The sequence below is a fragment of the Pedobacter sp. GW460-11-11-14-TSB4 genome (assembly GCF_059423705.1).
This window is the reverse complement of sequence record NZ_JBWKYI010000004.1, coordinates 281239-298740: the sequence shown is the minus strand read 5'-3', so window position 1 is coordinate 298740 and position 17502 is coordinate 281239. Positions and strand designations below refer to the sequence as shown.

At 37.2% G+C, this 17502-nt stretch carries 13 protein-coding genes; 5 read left to right on the top strand and 8 right to left on the bottom strand.

The annotated features are described in order from the left end of the window. On the top strand, positions 1–199 hold a 199-nt coding region (locus AC07YT_RS06750), incomplete at its 5' end, for a hypothetical protein (RefSeq protein WP_494945243.1). Between the two features lie 104 nt (positions 200–303). On the opposite strand, the gene AC07YT_RS06745 is transcribed toward AC07YT_RS06750, so the two are convergent. The 5 genes from AC07YT_RS06745 to lpdA all read right to left on the bottom strand — a co-directional run bounded on the left by AC07YT_RS06745 (position 304) and on the right by lpdA (position 4938). Then, a complete protein-coding gene (locus AC07YT_RS06745) occupies positions 304–831 on the bottom strand; it encodes a ferritin (protein WP_086545546.1) in 528 nt (175 codons plus the stop codon). Positions 832–1537: 706 nt separating this feature from the next. Next, positions 1538–1897, bottom strand: coding sequence for a hypothetical protein (locus tag AC07YT_RS06740; protein ID WP_086545547.1), 360 nt, complete (start codon positions 1895–1897; stop codon positions 1538–1540). A 114-nt stretch (positions 1898–2011) separates the two neighbouring features. Then, positions 2012–2572, bottom strand: a complete 561-nt coding sequence (locus AC07YT_RS06735) for a GNAT family N-acetyltransferase (protein ID WP_086545548.1) — start codon at positions 2570–2572, stop codon at positions 2012–2014. Continuing rightward, on the bottom strand, positions 2573–3412 hold the full coding sequence (locus tag AC07YT_RS06730; RefSeq protein WP_086545549.1) for an MBL fold metallo-hydrolase: 840 nt from the start codon (positions 3410–3412) through the stop codon (positions 2573–2575). Between the two features lie 137 nt (positions 3413–3549). Continuing rightward, the gene (gene lpdA / locus AC07YT_RS06725) at positions 3550–4938 is read right to left on the bottom strand and encodes a dihydrolipoyl dehydrogenase (RefSeq protein ID WP_029275810.1); all 1389 of its coding nucleotides are present in this window, start codon (positions 4936–4938) and stop codon (positions 3550–3552) included. A gap of 548 nt (positions 4939–5486) precedes the next feature. On the opposite strand from lpdA, the gene AC07YT_RS06720 reads away from it, so the two are divergent. Then, complete coding sequence (locus AC07YT_RS06720; RefSeq protein WP_494945242.1) at positions 5487–8810, top strand: TonB-dependent receptor; 3324 nt, start codon at positions 5487–5489, stop codon at positions 8808–8810. A 103-nt stretch (positions 8811–8913) separates the two neighbouring features. Here AC07YT_RS06720 and AC07YT_RS06715 read toward each other — a convergent pair whose 3' ends face one another. After that, positions 8914–9549 (bottom strand): acetyltransferase, encoded by a 636-nt coding sequence (locus tag AC07YT_RS06715; protein WP_086545551.1) that lies wholly within the window; start codon positions 9547–9549, stop codon positions 8914–8916. Positions 9550–9978: 429 nt separating this feature from the next. Between AC07YT_RS06715 and AC07YT_RS06710 the strand changes: the two genes are divergently transcribed. Continuing rightward, on the top strand, positions 9979–11172 hold the full coding sequence (locus AC07YT_RS06710; protein ID WP_086545552.1) for a M12 family metallopeptidase: 1194 nt from the start codon (positions 9979–9981) through the stop codon (positions 11170–11172). 269 nt (positions 11173–11441) lie between these two features. On the opposite strand, the gene AC07YT_RS06705 is transcribed toward AC07YT_RS06710, so the two are convergent. Both AC07YT_RS06705 and AC07YT_RS06700 read right to left on the bottom strand, forming a co-directional pair. Next, entirely contained in the window at positions 11442–12623 is a 1182-nt protein-coding gene (locus AC07YT_RS06705) for an AIR synthase related protein (protein ID WP_086545553.1), read from the bottom strand. Positions 12624–13231: 608 nt separating this feature from the next. Continuing rightward, complete coding sequence (locus AC07YT_RS06700; RefSeq protein ID WP_086545554.1) at positions 13232–15406, bottom strand: glutamine synthetase III family protein; 2175 nt, start codon at positions 15404–15406, stop codon at positions 13232–13234. Positions 15407–15608: 202 nt separating this feature from the next. Between AC07YT_RS06700 and AC07YT_RS06695 the strand changes: the two genes are divergently transcribed. Both AC07YT_RS06695 and AC07YT_RS06690 read left to right on the top strand, forming a co-directional pair. After that, a complete protein-coding gene (locus AC07YT_RS06695; protein ID WP_086545555.1) occupies positions 15609–16457 on the top strand; it encodes an energy transducer TonB in 849 nt (282 codons plus the stop codon). Between the two features lie 11 nt (positions 16458–16468). Continuing rightward, positions 16469–16819 (top strand): FEKKY domain-containing protein, encoded by a 351-nt coding sequence (locus AC07YT_RS06690; protein WP_086545556.1) that lies wholly within the window; start codon positions 16469–16471, stop codon positions 16817–16819. Positions 16820–17502: the final 683 nt, after the last annotated feature.

Genomic DNA, 17502 nt, shown 5'->3' with positions numbered 1-17502 from the left:
ATATATTTGGTTTAAAAAAAGCGCTGGTAACGGCGCTTTTTTTATAAAAATTTCAAGACTTATTCATAATCAACATAAACCAAACACCCTAAACCAAGAAAGCTCCGGTAAACCCGGAGCTTTTCTTTTTATAGGCGGTTTAATGCGTTGCATTTTGCTGGCATCGGCAAATTCCAAAGAAGAGTCGTCATTGCTGTGACGACTCCTTGCGGGCTTGAAGTACCGGAAAATGAAAATCAGTGAATAAAAAAAAAGCTACCCAGATTTTAATCAGGATAGCTTTCAATATATGTTTTGTTGTTGTTATTCTTCTGAATAGGTGATTTTATTCACGTGTTTATCAATTTCCCATCTTCCTGTACCTTCTTCGCCAATCACTTCGAATAATTCTAATGCTCTGCGTGCTTTGTATTCTTCTTCGCGTTGCTCTTTCAGGAACCAGTTTAAAAATTCCATGGTTACAAAATCCTGTTCTTTATGGCATTTAGAAGCCAGATTTTTAAAACTTTGGGTAATGGCAATTTCTGCTTCTAAAGCATCTTCGAAAACTTCTCTAAATCCGGCGAAGTCGGTTTTGATGCCTGAAACTTCCGGAGATATTGCGTTTCCACCCATATCCAAAACGTATTTGAACAATTTTAACTGGTGTACTCTTTCTTCTTCAGATTGCTTTAAGAAATAATCTGCTGAAAAATCGAATCCATTTTGGTCACACCATGATGACATTGATAAATATAGTGATGAAGAGTGAGCTTCTTTTTTGATCTGCTGATTTAATAATGTTTCGATATCCTGTGATATTAAACATTTAATGCGCATTAAGTCTTTCATAATTTTCTTTGCTTAACTAATGATACAAAGATAACATCAAATTAAGCAGATTGTGTGATTTATTTGCTATATGAAATTAGTCTAAATTGCTGATAATTAGTTATTTGTAATCAGTTTAAATAAGGCGGGATGATATAATAAGTATGATAGAAAATGGCAGTATAACGCGAAACGGATACTGGCTGAGACTCAGCAGGATAATGCTCAGTTTTCAGGTGACGATTTTCAGTTTGCAGTTACTACATGAATCAGTCTGGCGTTTGGAGTAGGGCGTTTGACAGTAATTAACCGGTTTAACAGTTAACCATTTATTCTGATCATTAAGAAGTTAAACGCATTAAGGTTTGGGAATTGCTATAAATAATATAGCTATAAATATGAAATGTTAAGTAATTAATCGTTTGTTGTCGGTTAACCAATTTGAACAGTTAACCATTAACCCATACCACGATCATTAAGAAGTTAAGGGCATTAAGGTTTGGGAATTGATATAAATAATATGGCTATAACTATGAAATGTTAAATAATTAATCGTTCGTTGTCAGTTAACCGATTTGAACAGTTAACCGATTAACCCCAAATGACCAGTTGCAATTGAGAATGAACTCTTTTTTACCATTAAGGAGTTAAGATCATTAAGGTTTTAGTAGCTTTTAAAACAATCTAGGTGTCACATCTTCCATCTTACATCAAACATTTTCCGTCATTAATAAACCAATCTGTATAGACAGTCGCTAATAATGTGGTTAAGTTTGAACATGGTAAAGGTACCTTGCAGTAAATCTTTTAAAGCAATGATTTCTAAAGCACTTAATAGGTAAATGTGTTCGCAGCCATTAAAGGTAACCAATTCGAAATCGGCTTTGTGGGTATTTAAAAGCAAAGCTTCGATATCGATCTGTTCTACAACCGCTTTTAATTTTTGAAGAGACAGGCAGTTATAGCGCGCAAATTTACCGCCAAAATCTACATAAAAGCAGTTTAATTTATCTGATTGATAAACAGAACCATGGGTATTTGAGAATACGTTAACCAGTTCATTAATATCGATACACGCTTTTTCCATCGGTTACAAAAATTGGCATTATTTAGATTAAATACAAATAAAAACGAAAATAAATTTGAGAAGCGTTTAGTAAGGGAGCGTATGACGTTGTAAAGCTATAGCAGTGAGAGGTAATTATTTGATCTTAAAAACCATATGGTGATACCATCCACCCATAAATTGTTTTTCGTTTTGAATAACGAAGCCCATTTTCTCGTAAAGCTTTAATGCATTGTCGTTATTTTGTTCTACCAATAAAGCAATAGTATGGTGACCGAGTTTTTTAGCCCAATCAATACCAGCCCTGATCAATTGTTTGCCAATTCCTTTTCCCTGTACCTTCGAATTAACGCTGATACTGTCAAGATAAAACTCACCGCTTTCAGTTTCGTTATCCTGGTTGTTGTGATTAACCCGGTGATGTTTGGCCCGGTAGGTTAGAAATGGCTGGCGAAGTTCGAAGAGTTTACTGCCGTCGTAAGCATTTATAGCGCCCAGCACTTTGCCTTCATCTTCAAAAACTAAAGTGTTTTCATAACTGTATTGATTACCCTGCTGCTGAAAGAAGTGTTTAAAAATCTCGTTAATAATTGCTATATCATTGGTATGGGTTAATTTATTCGCCAGCTTACCCATGGCCTGAATAATCAGCGGTACAACTTCTTCCACATCGGTGGGCAGGGCTGGTCTGATCATTTAGATGTCGCTGAGCTTAAAAGTTTCTGCAACGCGTATTCCTTTTTCTGTTCGCTGTAAAGTGCAGCATTCGTTAATTGGATCGTGCTCCAGGTATAATATATAGTTGTTGTTTACGGCTTCTTCCAAAAAGGCCTGTTTTTCTGTCAAGGTTTTTAAGGGGAACATATCATAGGCCATGACGTAGGGTAGGGGAAGATGACCTACTGAAGGTAAAAGATCGGCCATGTACACAATAGTCCTGCCTTTGTAGCTGATTTTAGGCAACATCATGGCATCGGTGTGGCCATAAGCAAAACTGATGTTGATATTTTTCTGCCATTCGATATTTTCTTTTTCTTCTATAAACTTTAGCTGTCCGCTTTCCTGAATCGGAAGGATATTTTCTTTTAAGAAAGAAGCTTTTTCCCTTGCATTGGGTTCTACTGCCCATTGCCAGTGTTTTTCGTTGCTCCAATAGTGTGCGTTTTTAAAAGCAGGAATCAGTTTGTCATTTTCCCTAACGATTGCTCCACCCACGTGGTCGAAATGCAGGTGCGTGAGAAATACATCGGTAATATCAGTTGTGCTGAAACCCAAATGTGCCAGCGATTTCTCCATCGAATCGTTGCCATGCAGGTAATAATGGCTGAAAAACTTTTCATCCTGTTTATTTCCTATCCCGGTATCAACCAAAATCAACTGGTTTCCTTCTTCAATTAAAAGGCAGCGCATCGCCCAGGTACAAAGATTGTTCGCATCGGCCGGGTTGGTTTTTTGCCAGATGGCTTTGGGCACAACGCCAAACATGGCACCGCCATCGAGTTTAAAGAAGCCTGTATTTATGGTGTGGAGTTTCATTTGATGTAAAATGTAAAACGGATGATGTAAATGCTAAAAATAAGAAAACCCTTTAGCATTAACTAAAGGGTTTTTGTAATAATATTGGTTTTACTGATGGGGTTGACCTTTAGCCTTCCACCTTTAAAACTTCTACCTTATAAGTGTATCACTTCTCCGTAGGCATCAGCGGCAGCTTCCATAATAGCTTCGCTCATGGTTGGGTGAGGGTGAACAGATTTGATCATTTCATGACCGGTTGTTTCCAGTTTACGGGCCACTACAATTTCGGCGATCATTTCAGTAACGTTGGCACCGATCATATGTGCGCCTAATAATTCTCCGTATTTAGCATCGAAAATTAATTTTACGAAACCATCTTTAGCACCGGCAGCACTTGCTTTACCTGATGCAGAGAACGGGAATTTACCAATTTTTAATTCGTAACCTGCTGCTTTTGCTGCTTTTTCGGTATAACCTACTGAAGCAATTTCTGGTGTGCAATAAGTACATCCCGGGATATTGTTGTAATCTAATGGCTCAGCATGCTGACCAGCAATTTTTTCTACACAGATAATACCTTCTGCAGAAGCCACGTGTGCTAAAGCCTGACCACCCACAACATCACCAATGGCATAATAACCTTTAACCGAAGTGTTGTAGAATTCGTCAGTAACAATTTTACCTTTTTCAGTTTTGATACCGGTTTCTTCTAAACCAATGTTTTCAATGTTTGCTACGATACCTGCTGCCGAAAGCACGATGTCTGCCTCGATAGTTTGCATACCTGAAGCCGTTTTAACCGAAACTTTACAGCCTGCACCGCTGGTATCAACAGACTCAACGCTTGCTGATGTCATGACATCGATACCTACTTTTTTCAGGCTGCGTAACAATTGTTTAGATACATCTTCGTCTTCTACTGGGACAACGTTATCCATAAATTCTACAATGGTTACTTTTGTGCCCATGGTAGCATAGAAATAAGCGAACTCTACACCAATAGCACCAGAACCCACTACGACCATGCTTTTTGGTAATTCAGGAAGTACCATTGCCTGGCGGTAGCCGATAATTTTTTTGCCATCTTGTTTCAGGTTAGGTAATTCTCTTGAACGTGCACCTGTAGCAATGATGATATTTTTTGCACTTAGTTCTTGTTGAGAACCATCAGCACCTTTAACTTCTAATTTGTTTCCTGGTTTTACTTTACCAGTACCCATGATTACGTCAATTTTATTTTTTTTCATTAAAAACTGAACGCCTTTGCTCATGCCATCGGCAACGCCACGGCTGCGTTTTACTACAGCAGCAAAATCAGCAGTTGCACCTGCAGTAGTAATTCCGTAATCAGCAGCATGATTGATATATTCGAAAACCTGAGCACTTTTTAAAAGTGCTTTAGTAGGGATACAGCCCCAGTTTAAACAAATACCACCTAATGATTCACGCTCAACAATTGCAACTTTTAGTCCCAATTGAGAAGCTCTGATTGCAGCTACGTAACCACCTGGGCCGCTGCCTAAAACAATAACGTCGTAATTCATCTGTTTTTTAATCTATTTTAAAGAGATTTGTTTTAATTGCTTTGTATATCTGTAATCTTCTCCATCGTCCCTTAATATGGGTTGCCTGTATCCGCATTACAAAAAGTTAAAGGATCTTCATCCTGGAACAATCGCTCAAAACTAAAAAAAAAATGTCAATTGACTAGATCAATATTGAGATAACCTTTAAAATTTACACTGATTGAATATTGTTGAGGTAAATTTACGGTGCGATGTTGATCTGGCCTTTAGGATTTTGCTGATGAATGGTAAATATTTAAGCGATAGGTTAAAATATGATGCTGTTTTTACTTAAAAAGTTATTGTTAATAGGTGTTATTGGAAAAATACCAACATTACAGTGTCTTTTCTGCGTAAATTATAATCAACTGTAAGTTTCGTTATTAATAATCTAGTTATACGATCAAAGTGTTGATAAACTGAAAGTTATAAAGGCTTCAATATGTGTTAAATGTTGAAAAGTTTTGCCCGACTTAATAATTATTTAACATTGGATGTTAAAATGTGTTAAATTTTATTGGGTACATTTGCAGCATAATATCCCTATTAGATTTATTATTCAACAACAAAAAACATTTAAAAAACAAAGTATGAAGAAATCTTTACTTTTAAGATTAGTACTGGTTATTGTTGCATTCGTTGGTATTACTTATGGTGCAAATGCACAGGTGACCACATCATCAATAACAGGAACAATTAAGGATGCCAAAGGCGCCCTACCTGGTGCAAGTGTTAAAGCGACACATACACCTTCTGGAAGTGTTTATACAGCATCTACCAACAATGATGGACGTTATACAATTGCGAATGCTCGTGTTGGTGGGCCATACACTATTGAAATTTCTTTTGTTGGTTATAAACCAGAAAAATTGACTGATGTTTATCTGAAGTTAGGTGATGCTACTGTCCTCAACATCGTGCTAAATGACAATTCACAATTGTTGAGCGATGTTGTGGTTAGAGGTACTGCCTCAGCAAGTAAATCAAAAACTGGCATGGCAACAGCGATTTCTAGAAAACAGATTGAGGAATTGCCAGCTATCTCAAGAAGCATAACAGATTTAACGAGATTGACTCCTCAATCGAGTTCTGCTGGAAATGGATTTTCATTTGCTGGTAGAAATGCATTATTCAATTCATTAACACTTGACGGTGCCCAAATGAATAATGTTTTTGGCCTTTCATCTCTACCTGGAGGACAAACAAATGCTCAACCATTTACACTTGATGCATTAGAAGAATTGCAAATAAACTTAGCTCCTTATGATGTTAAGCAAAGCGGCTTTACTGGGGCGGGAGTTAATGCTGTGACTAAATCTGGAACTAATAAATTTTCTGGATCTATTTATTCATACTACAAGAATCAAAACCTTCAAGGATATAAAGTTGGTGATACTCAATTGCCAAAAAGTAGCGGCGATGCTTTTTCTAATAAACAATTAGGATTTAGACTAGGTGGGCCAATAGTGAAAAATAAGTTATTCTTTTTTGTAAATGGTGAAATTAGTAGAAGGACAGCGCCATCTTCAACTCTTCAAGTAAATAGAGGAACAACAGGGGCTAATATTTCAAGAGTAACATATAATGATATGTTAACTGTTAAAGATTTGGTTCAATCTAAGTTTGGGTATGATGCTGGTGATATCGATGGTTATAGCAATTTAACAGAGGCTAATAACCTAACCGCAAGATTAGATTGGAATATCAGTAATTCTCAAAGATTAACGGTTAGGTATAATTACTTAAACTCGTTTGATGATAAGGCTCCAAGTGGGTCAGGATCACGTAATGGTAGAGGGCCAAGTTTGCAATCAATGATCTTTTCAAATCTTAGATATAAACAGTATAATAATTTAAATTCTGTAACAGCTGAATTAAACTCTAGATTTGGTAACAAGTTTGCAAATAATTTACAGTTAATATATTCAAGCTTTAGAGATTATAGAGAACAAAATGGAGGTGCTTTCCCGTTAGTTGATATCGAAGACGGAAATGGAAATAACTATATCTCTTTAGGTTCTGAGCCATTTAGTGGTTTAAATCGGTTAAACCAAGACATTTATACGTTAAATGAGAATTTTAATATTTTCGCAGGAAATCATACGATTACTTTGGGAGGTACTGTTGGGTATCAGAAGTTCGCAAATGCATTTGCTCAATTCTATAGTGGTCAATTCAGATATAAAAGTCTAGCTGATTTTGTTGCTGCAGCAAACGGGAACAATTCAATTGTACCATTGCAATATCAGTTAACTTATTCTGCCGATGCATCAAATCCTCAGCCATACGCAATATTTAGTCAAATGCCTGTTGCTTTTTATGCGCAGGACGAGTGGTATGTAAAACCTAATTTTAAACTATCATATGGTTTAAGATTAGATCTTCCAATTTACACAGCTGATATTCAGTCTAACCCTAAGGTAACTGATGCTTCCTTTAGGAATGGTGAAAAACTGGATGTTGGTCAGCTTCCAAAAACGCAAATACTTTTTTCTCCAAGATTAGGATTTAACTGGGATGTGCTGAAAGATTCTCGATTAATCATTAGGGGAGGTTCTGGTATATTCACAGGAGCATCTACAGGTGTATGGTTAACTAACCAAGCTGGTAATACTGGTCTTATGTTTGGTTCAGATCTTTTAACTAATCCAACAAATCGCCCTTTTAATGCTAATCCATCTGCTTATATTCCTGCTAACGTAAATATTCCGTCTACTTTTGCTATTAATTTAACCTCACCTAACTTCAAATTACCTCAGATTTGGAGATCTAGTTTAGCGTTTGATTACAAGTTACCTGGTGGTATACTAGCTACAATTGAAGGAATGTATACTAAATCTATTAATGAAATTTATCATAGAAATGCTAACTTGGTAAACGCAGCAGGTTCATATTCTGGAACTGGTGATACTAGACCTTATTTTCCAGGTGTTACAGCTACTTCAAATGCAAGTGCTGGTCCAAATAGAGTTAATTCGTTCATTACTAATGCTATTGTGCTTGATAATACTAATCAAGGTTACGCTTGGAATGTTACAGCACAGTTGCAAAAAAGATTTGGTGCCATTGCTGATGTAATGGTAGCTTATACAAGAAGTGATGCTAGAGATATAACCTCTAATCCAGGTTCACAAGCTAACTCTGCCTATTCAGGTAACCCAATTGTAGGTGATCCGAATGTACCAACATTAGCATATAGTAGTTTTGTAGTTAAGAATCGCATTATAGCATCAGTGAACTTTAATTTTAAAATAATTCCTCACTCTACTACATCATTAGGATTTATTTATGAAGGATCACCTTATGGAGATACTTTTGGAAATACAAGATTCTCATACCAAGCAGGTGATATAAATGGTGATGGTAATGCCAATGACTTAATGTACGTTCCTAAAGATGCTAATGATATACAGTTACAAGCGATAACAGGTGCTAATGCTGAGAGTGTTACTTCTCAGTGGACAAGACTTAACCAATATATCGATCAGGATAAATATTTAAGTACCAGAAGAGGTCAGTACTCGGAAAGAAATGGAGCAGAATATCCATGGGCCAACCGTGTAGATGTAAGGATCATGCAAGAAATCCGTACTTTATTTGGTAAGGAAAATGGAAATAGATTTAATCTTAGTTTAGATATTGTTAATTTCGGTAACTTATTAAATAAGAACTGGGGTTTAACAAAAATTCCTAACCTTACTACTCCACTGGTATTTCAAGGAAGAGATGCTGCAACAGGTAAACCTAAATATACTGTTAATCAGAACTTAGGAGCTACAACTTTTAGAGATAACACTGGGTTTGCATCAAGATACCAAATTCAAGTAGGTGCAAGATATAGCTTTAACTAGTAATTTATCATGATTTTTATTAAAAGCCCCGATTATTTGATCGGGGCTTTTTTGTTATAAGCTGAATGGAGGAGAAATTTATGATTTCAAAACATTCGGATTATTATCCTACCTCTTTTTTAACCCTTGCCGGTACGCCAGCCACCATTACATGGGGCGGAACATCTTTTGTCACACAGGCGCCGGCAGCAACATAAGCTCCTTTTCCGATGCTTATACCCGGAATGACGGTTGCACCTGAACCGATAAAAACACCTTCATGAATATGTACATTGCCCGCAATGGTTACACCAGGGGAAATGGTTACATAATTTTCTAAAATACAATCGTGGCTGATGTTGCAGTTTGAATTCACAATGCAATGGTTGCCGATACGCACGTTTGCATTAATTACGCAACCTGGGGCAATGCAGTTTCCTTCGCCAATTTTAATCGAAGAACTGATGTAATTATGGTGGTGGATGATATTGATAAATGGGTAACCTTTGTTTTCTAAAGGCTCAATGATAGATTTTCTTTCATAATTGCCTATTGCCCCAATTAATGCAATATTTAAAGTCGTGGGATGTTTTTCTAAAAAAGAGGGCAGCGAAATAATAGGCTTCGTTAGGTTTGGATGATTTACCGCATCTTCTAAATTGATGATGTATCCGGTTAAAAGATACTCATCCGAACCATTGAAATACTCGCTTAGTTCAGCGGCATGTTTACCTGCACCTAGTAGATATACATTGATCATTGTTTTTATTCCTGTTAGGAGTAATTTGTTAAATCCAATATACACTTATATCAGCAAAAATAAATGTTGTGCCAATAAAATTTAAGAATGTATCGATAAAGATATAAAGGTAAGGGGGTGGCGGTTTTTTAATGAATGTATGACTAGTTATTGTGTTTCATGTAATAAAACAACTACTTGATGTAAAAAAATAACTATATTGATAGTCAGTGGCTATTTTTGTGACAGAAGACAAAAAACAACTTTTATAAAAACGCGCTCTCTGGAAATTATACCTCTTCCTCGTATTAGAATATTAATCTTTTGCCTGTGTAGGCACCTCCCTATGATTTCTAATCAAAATTCATCCCAAATTTATGCGCTTTTATAGCAGATGTGTGTTTGTTTACGCAATAATTAAATAAGAATTAAAATGCTAAAACATCTAACATGAAAAAAATCTATTACATTTTTGCCCTACTCATCATTTTTACGAGTGCGTGTAAAAAAGAAGGCTCAATTAAAGGAGAGCAGCCACAAGCTCCTGGAAAAACCATAACCTATCATTTAAAAAATGGTGGACAAGTAACCGTTGCAATTAACAATAAAGGGGAATATGTTGTTGGTGGTGATGTTATTTTATCAAAAGATCAGATTGCTTATTTGGAATATAATAAGATTGGGAATGGTAAAGAAACTACACCAAGAAGCACTTTTACAGCAGAATATCAAAAGTTATGGCCTGGTGGAATTATTTATTATGTGATTAATGATGCCACTCATAGCTCAGACATTTTAAGTGCGATTAACGCTTGGGAATCTAGCACACCAATTCGTTTTGTACAACGGACTAATCAAGCTAATTATATCAATTTTGCAGGGCTGCCAGAAAATGGAGCTGGAGATTCTAAATTAGGTATGATTGGGGGTGAGCAAGCTATTAGGTTAGCCGCCAGTGCCGATGAGTCTACCGTCATCCACGAAATAGGACATGCTGTGGGGCTGATGCACGAACAAACCAGGGCCGATCGTGATCAATATATTAATATTGATTTTTCAAATATCAATGCTGATTGGACAGATCAATATAAAACTTACGATGTGTTAGGAAGATCTGGTTTTCAAATCGGAACTTTTGATTTTAATTCGATAATGTTATATCGTTCTAATGTTGCCGAAGCCAGGGTAGGTTCAAATACATCACCACAAATGACTAGAAAAGACGGTACTACATGGGGAGACAGCGATCATCTTTCACAAGGTGATATTGATGGGGTGAATTATTTATATAGACCAATCTATGTTAAATTGGTTTCTGTTTATAACGAAGATGGCTCGTATTATAATAGTAGCATTACAAATGAAGATGCTAGGTTTGAATACTTTATATCCTTAGAGTTCTTTAGCGACGCAAATTTTAATACTCCAATTGATTTAGTTAACCCTGTTAGGATAAGGTATATTAATAGTTTCGGTAGTCTTCAAGGTAGTGGCGCAGATATAGGTGAACTAACGGCTCCAGTAGGAAGTCATTCTGTATATTTAGGGACGGCTTTAACCGAATATAGCTCAGAATATGGAAATTATAGATATTATAGTTCATCTTCATTTGCCCTTACATCTGGGATAGGTTATAGATATTAAATCCAACTTTGAAGTAGAGAAAAGTTATAATAAATATATAACTTGAGGATATGAAGCTAGTTTCATATTTGTATCAAATTTGCGATGAAGTATTTTCTAAATAGAGAACTAATTTGAAATTTTTAAATAGCTATAAATTTTATTCTGTGACGAGCGAATTGATGATTTAAGCCAAGAAGAATAAAAAAATCAGAAAATGAAACTCCGAACAAAACCAAAAGGCTGCTGAGATTTAATTCACTAGCCTTTTTGGTTTTGTATCTTATTCCTTATTGATAAACAAAAGTTCCTTTTTCGCTTTCGATGGTTACCTGTTTCTGTTCGCCTTTTTCTACGCGACCAATAATCTGCGCATCGATATTGAAACTTTTTGAAATTTCAATGATATCTTCAGCAATCTCCTGAGGCACATAAAGCTCCATGCGGTGCCCCATGTTAAATACTTTATACATTTCTTTCCAATCGGTACCCGATTGCTCCTGAATCAGTTTAAATAGGGTAGGGATTGGGAATAAGTTATTTTTGATGACATGGATATCATCGTTGATGAAATGCAATACCTTGGTTTGCGCACCACCACTGCAATGTACAATGCCATTAATCTGACTGCGGTAGTTTTCTAAAATCTTTTTAATTACAGGTGCATAAGTGCGGGTTGGCGATAACACCAGTTTTCCTACCGTCGTTTTGCAAAATCCTTCAATATCGATCTCTTCTGTTAATTGTTTCCTTCCAGAGAAAACCAGATCGAATGGAACAGCCGGATCGAAACTTTCAGGGTAATTGTTGGCTACTGCTTTATCAAAAACATCATGACGCGCAGAGGTTAATCCGTTCGAACCCATACCGCCATTGTATTCTGTTTCGTAAGTAGCTTGTCCGGAAGAGGCTAGCGCCACAATTACGTCGCCAGGTTTAATATTATCGTTGCTGATGATGTCTTCGCGCTTTAAGCGGCAAGTTACCGTAGAATCAACGATAATCGTTCTTACCAGGTCGCCAACATCGGCAGTTTCGCCACCGGTTGAATAGATCGAGATACCCTGTTCGCGTAAATCGGCTAAAATTTCTTCTGTTCCGTTAATTACAGCAGCAATTACTTCACCCGGGATGAGGTTTTTATTTCTGCCAATGGTTGATGATAAGAGAATATTATCGGTAGCACCCACGCAGATTAAATCGTCGATATTCATGATGATGGCATCTTGTGCAATCCCTTTCCAAACCGAGATATCTCCGGTTTCTTTCCAGTATACGTAAGCTAAAGAAGATTTGGTACCCGCGCCATCTGCATGCATGATATTACAGTATTCCTCATCGCCACCTAAAATATCGGGGATGATTTTGCAGAATGCTTTTGGGAAAATTCCTTTATCGATGTTTTTGATGGCATTGTGCACATCTTCTTTTGAGGCGGAAACGCCGCGTTGATTGTACCTGTTATCACTCATGTTGGCGCAAAGATAGCGATTAGAGGTAAAAGGTGGAAGGTAAAAGGTAAAAGGTTTTAAATTGTTGTGCTAAAGATAAGTTTGGCGTGTGGCGTTTGGCGTTTTGCGGTGGGCCACCAGCTTTTATCAAATACCGATAATCAATGATTAATAAGGGCTGTTTTAAAGTTTATCTTTCTCCGTGAGTTGTCATTCTGTTAGCAATGAAGTATCTTTTTAAATAGAAATATATGAAATAGATCTCTCCGTTCCGCTACGCTCCAGTCGAGATGACGCCCTGGCTAAGGTGGGAAATATTGGAAATGGATTTCTCCATTGCGTTACACCTCAATCGAAAGGACGACGGTGGTGAGGATGACGGTCTAGGGAGGTGCAAAGGAGGATCTTTTTAGCAGGGAAGACCCTGAAATAAATCCGATAGCTATCGGATAGGTTGACGACACGCTGGAATTACAGTTAACCAATGAACCGGTTAACCATTTGGCGGTACCAATAAACCAAATTAGCAGTTACTAATGAACGAATGGCAAATGAACTACTGAACTAAATAAAAAAAAGGGCGTAAAGTTAAACCTTACGCCCTATACTTAAACCTTACGGCTTAAAATCTATTTCATGAATAATAATTCTCTGAATTTTGGTAAAGGCCAAACGCTATCGTCAACAATTTGCTCTAATTTATCAGCGTGGTAACGGATGGTATCGAAGTAAGATTTAACTTTCTCATCGTAAGCAATCGCTTTCTCGCGGGTATCTTCGATTTTGTTGGTTAATTTACGTTCTTCTAACATCGCATCGATATTGGTTTTCACAATATCTAAGTGCTCTGATAATTTTTTAACGATATCTAATGATGATTTGCTGTCAACACCAAGTTCTTTTAATCCTTTAACATTTTCAATTAAAGAATTTTGGTAAGCAATTGCTGCAGGGATAATAGCCGTGTTTGCTACTTCGCCCATTACACGTGCTTCGATCTGTAGTTTTTTATAGAAGTTTTCTAACATGATTTCATGACGGGCATGAATCTCACGTGCACTATAAATACCAGTTGAAGCAAATAACTCAGCAGATTTTTCAGTTAAATAAGCATCTAGAGCTTTTGGTGTAGTTTTGATGTTTGATAAACCGCGTGTTGCAGCTTCATCTTCCCACTCCTGGCTATAACCATTTCCTTCGAAACGGATATTTTTAGATTCTTTGATGTATTTTTTGATCACAGTTAATAAAGCGATGTCTTTTTTATCACCTTTTTTGATCAGTTTATCAACCTCAACTTTAAATTTAACCAATTGCTCTGCCATAATTGCGTTTAAGATCGTCATTGGAGCAGAAGAGTTTGCTGATGATCCAACAGCTCTCAACTCAAATTTGTTACCTGTAAATGCGAAAGGAGAAGTACGGTTACGGTCGGTATTGTCTAATAAAATCTGAGGGATTTTAGGGATACCTAACCAAAGTGCGTTATCTTCTTTGATTTTTTTGCTGATACGTGAGTGCTCAATCTCGTCTAATACATCGTTCAGTTGAGAACCTAAGAAGATCGAGATAATTGCAGGTGGCGCTTCGTTAGCACCTAAACGGTGATCGTTGCTTACTGATGCAATACTTGCACGTAATAAATCGGCATGCTCGCTAACGGCTTTAATTGTGTTTACAAAGAAAGCAAGGAACATTAAGTTATTTTTAGGTGTTTTACCTGGTGCCAATAAGTTTTTACCAGTATCGGTAATTAACGACCAGTTGTTGTGTTTACCTGATCCGTTGATACCTGCATATGGTTTTTCGTGTAATAATACACGGAAGTGGTGACGACGGGCAACTTTCTCCATCAAATCCATCAATAACTGATTGTGATCGATCGCTAAGTTGATTTCTTCATAAATTGGCGCACACTCAAATTGAGAAGGTGCCACCTCATTGTGACGGGTTTTTAAAGGAATACCTAATTTTAAAGCTTCGTTTTCGAAATCTACCATGTAGCTGAATACGCGCTCAGGGATAGAACCGAAATAGTGATCTTCTAATTGCTGGCCTTTAGCAGACATGTGTCCGAATAAAGCACGGCCGGTTAATAATAAATCTGGACGGGCATTAAACAACGACTCGTCAACTAAGAAATATTCTTGCTCGATACCTAAAGATGCATTTACTTTAGTAATGCTTTTATCGAAATATTGACAAACATCAACAGCCGCTTTATCAAGCGAAGCTAATGCTTTTAATAATGGTGCTTTATAATCCAGGGCCTCACCGGTATAGGATACAAATACGGTAGGGATACAAAGTGTTTTACCTGCTTTGCTTTCCATAATAAATGCTGGAGAAGAAGGATCCCATGCTGTATAACCACGAGCCTCGAATGTGTTACGGATACCGCCGTTAGGGAAACTAGATGCATCTGGTTCTTGTTGAACTAAAGCGCTGCCGGCAAATTTTTCAATTGCACCTTCGCCGCTTGGCTCAAAAAATGAATCATGTTTTTCGGCAGTTGTGCCAGTTAATGGTTGGAACCAGTGTGTGTAGTGTGTTGCACCAGCTGCCATAGCCCAAGATTTCATTGCCGTCGCAATCTGATTAGCGTCTTCTGCGTTGATTAACTCACCCTGGTTGATGGATGATATTAATTTTTCATATACGTCCTTAGATAAGAAATCTCTCATTTTTCTCTTATCAAATACATTAGCGCCAAAAAAGTCAGAAATTTTTGCTGATGGTGATTTAACTTCTGGTGAAATTCTGTTTTGAGCCTCTTTTAATGCGATGGTTCTTAAGCTTTTCATTAATTTGTTATGTTTTTTGTCAAAAATAGTATATTTTATTAATTTTCGTAAAAGAATCGTATTATTTTTATGAATTTTATTGAAAATGAAATAAAAAAATGTTTTTCAGATGAAAAATTTCATTTTTTGTAAAGAAAATAGATTTTTCGAATGTTTTATGGAATTGAAGATTTAGCTGCATCATGCTATAAAAATAAAAGCTATGTTCAACTCTTCAATTAACGTATACAAAACCGAGTGGCTCGATCTTGTATTTGCAAACCGCAACAAAAATTATGGCGCTTATGATTTAAGATCTAAATCTTCGTCGATTATGACGAGGGCGCTTTTTGTATCCGGAAGCTTATTTATCCTCCTGTGTTTCTCTCCTTTAATTTATGCAAAGTTGTTTCCGAAGGAAGAGGTAACTGTAGAAATTGCAAGGCCTGTCGATTTAACAGATGTGATCCATCAGATGAAACCTAAAACCCCTGAACCAGAGAAAAAGATAGAACCTGCAAAAGCAGATCCGGTAAAGGTTAAAACGATAGCGCTTCCATCGCAGGTCGTAGTGGTTAATAAAGTAGATCTGCCTGATCCACCAACGATTAAAGAAATACAGGATGCAGTGATTAGTGATAAAACCCAGGATGGAGTAGTTGCGCCTAATGCAGTTTTAACCGATAATAAGGGGAATGGGGATGGTTCAGGTGTAGCAAAGGATGGTGCAGGAACCGGCGATCCGAATGCAGTTATAGATCTGGGTGGAGTTGATGAGTACCCTGAATTTAATGGTGGCGCCAAGGCCTGGTCTAAATATATGGAACGTAATTTAAGATATCCATATCAGGCCCAGGAAGAAAATGTTCAAGGGAAAGTATTTGTGAGTTTCGTGGTAGAGAAAGATGGTTCTGTTACCGATGTTAAGGTGTTAAGGGGGCTTGGTTTCGGCTGCGATGAAGAAGCCATTAAAGTGATTAAAAAATCGCCGCTATGGAAACCCGGTAAAAATAGAGGTGTACCAGTGCGGGTAAAGTATAATATGGCGATTAACTTTACCATTTCTAATTAAAATCTTCAAAAATGAAAAAGTCCTTTTTAATATTACTGTTTCTTTGCTTTGCAACGCTTCATTTAAATGCTAAAGTGATAAATCATGTAGATACTGCTAAAATATACAGCATTAAACTGGCCAATACCGATTTAAAGAACGGAAAAATTAAATTTCTAATCCGTGGAGGTATTGTATCTACATATGTTAAAGGACAGGAAATATTTGAAAAGAAGTATGGTGTAGATTATTATGATTTTGGGTGTGTAATGCCTTCAGGCCTTTCCATTGAAGATTATAATAAAGTAGTAGCTTCTTTTATGGATCGTAAATATGGAAGGGGGTGGCGCAAAGAGGTGAGGAAAGATGTGCAGGGGATTTGAAATGGAAGAGGGAGGTAAACCCGTCGCCCTGAAATTGTTTCAGTGGCTAACCCGAAGGAAGATGCTGAAACAAGTTCAGCATGACGACTAAATAACTTTTCTATTAATGCTCTTTTAGAAAAAAATGTGAGGTTGGGTAAATTGAAACGGTTTGGGCGAAAGCTCAGGCCGTTTTTGTTGTGTTAGCGGAATGTTACTCTTTCCCCACTTTTAATCAATAGCGGTACGGAAATCTATTTATAAAGCTGCTGCTACGGGTAAATATTTATTTTTTAATTTTGGAAAGCAAAAACAGCACCTTTTTGTCATTACCGTCCCGCGCTTTGTTTCAAATCCTCGCCCTCGTACCTCAGGCTGTGGGTTTTCCACTTCGGTCGGGTTTAGGTAGCAAGACTGGTGGTACGATGAAAGGTTTATTGCAAGCGCAGAAACAGGCCGTATGCTGAAGAGCAGGCTTTTGTTCAACAAACCCGACAGAGCGGTTAGCCCGCAGTGAAGCGCAGCGGAACGAGGACTATAAGCGATGGCGGGTGTACAGCAGCTATGGAAGGCGGAACGCTCATTTCATCATAAAAATTATTTAGAAGAATAGAATTAAACCGTCATTTCGACTGAAGCTTGCAGGTTTCACCGGTAGCGAAATGCCTGCCCGTACAGGCGGGGAGAAATTTATCTCGACAGAT

Coding starts and splice junctions, on each gene's coding strand:
- AC07YT_RS06745 (WP_086545546.1), bottom strand. CDS start 831: ATGAAAGACTTAATGCGCATTAAATGTTTAATATCACAGGATATCGAA.
- AC07YT_RS06740 (WP_086545547.1), bottom strand. CDS start 1,897: ATGGAAAAAGCGTGTATCGATATTAATGAACTGGTTAACGTATTCTCA.
- AC07YT_RS06735 (WP_086545548.1), bottom strand. CDS start 2,572: ATGATCAGACCAGCCCTGCCCACCGATGTGGAAGAAGTTGTACCGCTG.
- AC07YT_RS06730 (WP_086545549.1), bottom strand. CDS start 3,412: ATGAAACTCCACACCATAAATACAGGCTTCTTTAAACTCGATGGCGGT.
- lpdA (WP_029275810.1), bottom strand. CDS start 4,938: ATGAATTACGACGTTATTGTTTTAGGCAGCGGCCCAGGTGGTTACGTA.
- AC07YT_RS06715 (WP_086545551.1), bottom strand. CDS start 9,549: ATGATCAATGTATATCTACTAGGTGCAGGTAAACATGCCGCTGAACTA.
- AC07YT_RS06710 (WP_086545552.1), top strand. CDS start 9,979: ATGAAAAAAATCTATTACATTTTTGCCCTACTCATCATTTTTACGAGT.
- AC07YT_RS06705 (WP_086545553.1), bottom strand. CDS start 12,623: ATGAGTGATAACAGGTACAATCAACGCGGCGTTTCCGCCTCAAAAGAA.
- AC07YT_RS06700 (WP_086545554.1), bottom strand. CDS start 15,406: ATGAAAAGCTTAAGAACCATCGCATTAAAAGAGGCTCAAAACAGAATT.
- AC07YT_RS06695 (WP_086545555.1), top strand. CDS start 15,609: ATGTTCAACTCTTCAATTAACGTATACAAAACCGAGTGGCTCGATCTT.
- AC07YT_RS06690 (WP_086545556.1), top strand. CDS start 16,469: ATGAAAAAGTCCTTTTTAATATTACTGTTTCTTTGCTTTGCAACGCTT.